Here is a 4,726-nt window from a genome sequence, read left to right on the forward strand (position 1 = left end):
GAGGGCCACGACGGCAGGCCGTGGCCGCGGACGCTGTTTCATCAGTTCGCTTCTTTTTGTCGTACGCAACGGCTGCAACCTGGGGGCGTCAGGCACGCGCGGCATCGCGCGCGCCGGCGTTGCCCGCCTGGCGATACGAATCCGGATCGATCCGGCGCATTTCCGCTTCGATCCATGCTTCGACCTGCGAGTTCAATGCATCGGGCGTCAGCCCTTCGCTGGGGATCGGCTTGCCGATCGACACGGTGACGACGCCCGGGAATTTCGTGAACGAATTGCGCGGCCACACCCGGCCTGCGTTGTGCGCGATCGGCACGACGGGGGCGCCGGTTTCGATCGCGAAGCGCGCGCCGCCCGTCTTGTACTTGCCCTGCTTGCCGACCGGCGTGCGCGTGCCTTCCGGGAACATGATCATCCATGCGCCTTCCGACAGGCGCTTCTTGCCCTGGCGGATCACCGAAACGAACGCGTTCTTGCCTTCCTTGCGGTTGATGTTGACCATGTGCAGCAGCCCGAGCGCCCAGCCGAAGAACGGCACGTACAGCAGCTCGCGCTTGAACACGTAGCAGAGCGGCCTCGGCATCAGCGCCGGAAACGCAAGCGTCTCCCAGGCGGACTGGTGCTTCGACAGCAGCACCGCCGGGCCGTCGGGCAGGTTCTCGTACCCTTCGATCCGGTAGCGGATGCCGTTCAGCCAGCGCACGACCCACAGCGTCGACTTGCACCAGCCGGCCGCCATCCAGTAGCGCGCATCGGGGCGCATGAACGGAAAGGCGATGAAGCACGCGGTGGCATACGGCACCGTGTACAGGACGAAGTAGATCAGCAGCAGCAGGGAGCGGACGAAGCGCATCGGCGTAAGTCTGGCGTTAGGGAGGATGCGCGCGGCGGCTGCATCACTCGTGGTCGTGTGAAAGGAAATCGAGCGCGAACGCGCGCAAGTCGTCGTGGACCTTCGTGCCGGGCGGCAGGTTACCGGCGGCGAGCGTCTTCTTGCCCTTGCCGGTAAGCACGAGGTGCGGCTGGAAGCCGACCGCGACGCCGGCCTGCAGGTCGCGCAGCGAATCGCCGACGACCGGCGTGTGATCGGGATCGATCTCGAAGCGCTCGGTGATCATCTGCATCATGCCGGGTTTCGGCTTGCGGCAGTCGCAGTGATCCTCGGCCGTGTGCGGGCAGAAGAACACCGCGTCGATACGTGCGCCGACCGCGGCCGCCGCGCGATGCATCTTCAGATGCATCGCGTTGAGCGTGGCCATGTCGAACAGCCCGCGACCGATGCCGGACTGGTTGGTCGCGACGACCACGCGATACCCCGCGTGGTTGAGCCGGGCGATCGCCTCGAGGGCACCGGGCAGCGCGATCCATTCGTCGGGCGTCTTGATGAACGCATCCGAATCGACGTTGATCACGCCGTCCCGGTCGAGGACGACGAGCTTTCGGTTGGGGCTGATCGGCATCGTGCGGCCCTTATGCGGCGAGCTTCGAGATGTCGGCGACGCAGTTCATCTGCTGGTGCAGCGCGGACAGCAGTGCGAGACGGTTCGCGCGCAGCGCCGGATCTTCCGCGTTGACCATCACGTCGTTGAAGAACGTGTCGACCGGTGCGCGCAGTGCGGCGAGCGCCGACAGCGCGCCCGTGTACGCGCGCGCCTCGAGCTGCGACTGCACGTGCGGCGTCACGGCCGCGAGCTGTTCGTGCAGCGCCTTCTCGGCGGCCTCGACGAGCAGCGTCGGCTGCACCGTGCCGTTCGCGCCGCCTTCCGACTTCTTCAGGATGTTCGAGATCCGCTTGTTCGCGGCCGCGAGCGCTTCGGCTTCCGCGAGGCGCGTGAATTCGCGCACCGCGTCGAGGCGCGCGACGAGATCGTCGACGCGCGTCGGGTTCAGGCTCAGCACCGCGTCGATTTCGCCGGCCGAATAGCCGCGCTCGCGCAGCAGGCCGCGCAGGCGATCCATGAAGAACGCGAAGATCGCATCGGTCGACTCGGCGACGCCCGGCACGCTTTCGAAGCGCGCGTGGGCCGTGCGCAGCAGCGACACGAGATCGAGCGGCAACTGCTTCTCGAGCAGCAGGCGCAGCACGCCGAGCGCGTGGCGGCGCAGCGCGAACGGATCCTTCTCGCCGGTCGGCGCGAGGCCGATGCCCCAGATGCCGACGATCGTCTCGAGCTTGTCGGCCAGCGCGACCGCGGTCGACACGGGCGTGGTCGGCAGTGCGTCGCCGGAGAAGCGCGGCTGGTAGTGCTCGGCGCAGGCGAGCGCGACGTCGTCGGCTTCGCCGTCGTGGCGCGCGTAGTACGTGCCCATCGTGCCCTGCAGTTCCGGGAACTCGCCGACCATGTCGGTCAGCAGGTCGGCCTTCGCGAGACGCGCGGCGCGCTTCGCGAGCGTGGCGTCGGCGCCGATCGCGGGTGCGATCTCGCCGGCCAGCGCTTCGAGGCGCTCGACGCGCGCGAGCGCCGAACCGAGCTTGTTGTGATACACGACGTTCGCGAGTTGCGGCACGCGGTCGGCGAGCGGCTTCTTCTTGTCCTGCTCGAAGAAGAACTTCGCATCGGCGAGGCGCGGGCGCACGACGCGCTCGTTGCCTTCGATGATCTCGCCCGGTGTTTTCGTCTCGATGTTCGACACGATCAGGAAGCGCGAGCGCAGCTTGCCGCTGACGTCGGTCAGCGCGAAATACTTCTGGTTCGTCTGCATCGTGAGGATCAGGCATTCCTGCGGGACCTGCAGGAACTCGTCCTCGAAGCGGCACGGGTAGACGACCGGCCATTCGACCAGCGACGTCACTTCGTCGAGCAGCGACTCGGGCATCACGACGGTATCGCCGTTCGCATGTTCGTTCAGCTGCGTGCGGATCGTTTCGCGGCGATCGACGAAGTGCGCGATCACGCGGCCCTTGTCGCGCAGCGTGTCGGCATACGCGCGCGCATGCTGGATCGCGACGAGGCCGTCGGACAGGAAGCGGTGGCCGAGCGTGGTATCGCCGGCGTCGACGCCGAAGGCGGTGACGGGCACGATGCGATCGTCATGCAGCACCGTCAGGCGATGCACCGGGCGCACGAACTTCACGTCGGAGCCGTCCGGGCGCTGGTAGGTCATCACCTTCGGGATCGGCAGCTTCTCGAGCGTTTCGTCGAGCGCGGCCTGCAGGCCGTCGGCGAGCGTCGCGCCGGCTGCCGAATAGTTGAGGAAGAACGCTTCGGCCTTGCCGTCCTGTGCGCGCTCGAGATCGGCGATCGACAGGTTCGGGTGGCCGAGCGCCGCGAGCTTCTTCGCGAGCGGGGCGGTCGGCTTGCCTTCGGCATCGAGCGCGACCGACACGGGCAGGACCTTTTCGCGGACCTGCTTTTCAGGGGCGACGGCGCGCACGTTCTGCACGACGACGGCGAGGCGGCGCGGCGTGGCGTAGCGTTCGAACACGAGTTCGCCTTCGACGAGGTCGCGTGCCGCGAGGCGTTGCGCGAGACCTTCGGCGAATGCGTCGCCGAGGCGCGCGAGGGCCTTCGGCGGCAGCTCTTCGGTCAGCAGTTCGACGAGCAGGGGGGCGGGATGATTGTGCGTCATGATTGGAATGAATCTCGTCTCGTCAGTCCTGATCGATCTTGCGTTCGACCTTGAGCGGCGGCGCCCATGCCGGCTGGGCGGCGTCCTGGGCGTCGGTGGTGAGGCCGGGCACGCCCGGCGGGTTGCCGAGCATCGGGAAGCCGAGCTTCTCGCGCGAGTCGTAGTAAGCCTGCGCGACGAGACGCGACAGCGCGCGGATGCGGCCGATGTACGCCGCGCGTTCGGTGACCGAGATCGCGCCGCGCGCGTCGAGCAGGTTGAACGTGTGGCCGGCCTTCAGCACGAGTTCGTACGCGGGCAGCGCGAGCTGCGCGTCGATCATCTTCTTCGCTTCCGCTTCGTAGCTGTTGAAGAACGTGAACAGCAGGTCGACGTTCGCGTGCTCGAAGTTGTAGGTCGACTGCTCGACCTCGTTCTGGTGGTAGACGTCGCCATACGACAGGCGGCGCAGCTCGGGGCCGTTCGGGCCTTGCTCTTCCCACTCCGTCCACACGAGGTCATACACGTTCTCGACCTTCTGCAGATACATCGCGAGGCGCTCGAGGCCGTAGGTGATCTCGCCGAGCACCGGCTTGCAGTCGAGGCCGCCGACCTGCTGGAAATACGTGAACTGCGTGACTTCCATCCCGTTCAGCCACACTTCCCAGCCGAGGCCCCACGCGCCGAGCGTCGGGTTTTCCCAGTCGTCCTCGACGAAGCGCACGTCGTTCTGCTGCAGGTCGAAGCCGAGCGCCTCGAGCGAGCCGAGGTACAGGTCGAGGATGTTTTCCGGCGCCGGCTTGAGCACGACCTGGTACTGGTAGTAGTGCTGCAGGCGGTTCGGGTTCTCGCCGTAGCGGCCGTCCTTCGGGCGGCGCGACGGCTGCACGTACGCGGCGCGCCACGGCTCGGGGCCGATCGCGCGCAGGAACGTGTGGACGTGCGACGTGCCTGCGCCGACTTCCATGTCGATGGGCTGGAGCAGGGCGCAACCCTGCTTGTCCCAGTAGGACTGCAGCGTCAGGATGATTTGCTGAAACGTAAGCATGAAGAGCCTTCGTGGCGCTGGCGCTCCGTTGCGGGCGGCGCTCCGGGCGGGGCCCGGAGGGTCGGCTCGCGCGGCGGCGCGGCTTGTTAGTGTGCTGAAACGCGTAATTTTACCGGATCGGCGAGCGGA

At 67.2% G+C, this 4,726-nt stretch carries 4 protein-coding genes; all 4 read right to left on the reverse strand.

Going from position 1 to position 4,726, the window contains the following annotated elements; translation table 11 throughout:
- Nucleotides 1–88: 88 nt before the first annotated feature.
- Genes JYJ84_RS28710 through glyQ form a run of 4 tightly spaced genes read right to left on the reverse strand, consistent with a single transcriptional unit; the run spans nucleotide 89 to nucleotide 4,597 of the window.
- Nucleotides 89–853, reverse strand: a complete 765-nt coding sequence (locus tag JYJ84_RS28710) for a 1-acyl-sn-glycerol-3-phosphate acyltransferase (protein WP_122946226.1) — start codon at nucleotides 851–853, stop codon at nucleotides 89–91.
- A 43-nt stretch (nucleotides 854–896) separates the two neighbouring features.
- Nucleotides 897–1,460, reverse strand: coding sequence for a D-glycero-beta-D-manno-heptose 1,7-bisphosphate 7-phosphatase (gmhB, locus tag JYJ84_RS28715; RefSeq protein ID WP_122946225.1), 564 nt, complete (start codon nucleotides 1,458–1,460; stop codon nucleotides 897–899).
- Between the two features lie 10 nt (nucleotides 1,461–1,470).
- Nucleotides 1,471–3,570, reverse strand: a complete 2,100-nt coding sequence (glyS, locus tag JYJ84_RS28720; protein WP_175221647.1) for a glycine--tRNA ligase subunit beta — start codon at nucleotides 3,568–3,570, stop codon at nucleotides 1,471–1,473.
- Between the two features lie 22 nt (nucleotides 3,571–3,592).
- Complete coding sequence (gene glyQ / locus JYJ84_RS28725; protein WP_175221648.1) at nucleotides 3,593–4,597, reverse strand: glycine--tRNA ligase subunit alpha; 1,005 nt, start codon at nucleotides 4,595–4,597, stop codon at nucleotides 3,593–3,595.
- Between the last annotated feature and the right edge of the window lie 129 nt (nucleotides 4,598–4,726).

Source organism: Burkholderia sp. LMG 13014 (assembly GCF_905232215.1).
Taxonomy (GTDB): Bacteria; Pseudomonadota; Gammaproteobacteria; order Burkholderiales; family Burkholderiaceae; genus Burkholderia.

Excerpts from the sequence above, each read along its gene's own strand:
- JYJ84_RS28710 (WP_122946226.1), bottom strand. The coding sequence starts at position 853 with ATGCGCTTCGTCCGCTCCCTGCTGCTGCTGATCTACTTCGTCCTGTAC.
- gmhB (WP_122946225.1), bottom strand. The coding sequence starts at position 1,460 with ATGCCGATCAGCCCCAACCGAAAGCTCGTCGTCCTCGACCGGGACGGC.
- glyS (WP_175221647.1), bottom strand. The coding sequence starts at position 3,570 with ATGACGCACAATCATCCCGCCCCCCTGCTCGTCGAACTGCTGACCGAA.
- glyQ (WP_175221648.1), bottom strand. The coding sequence starts at position 4,597 with ATGCTTACGTTTCAGCAAATCATCCTGACGCTGCAGTCCTACTGGGAC.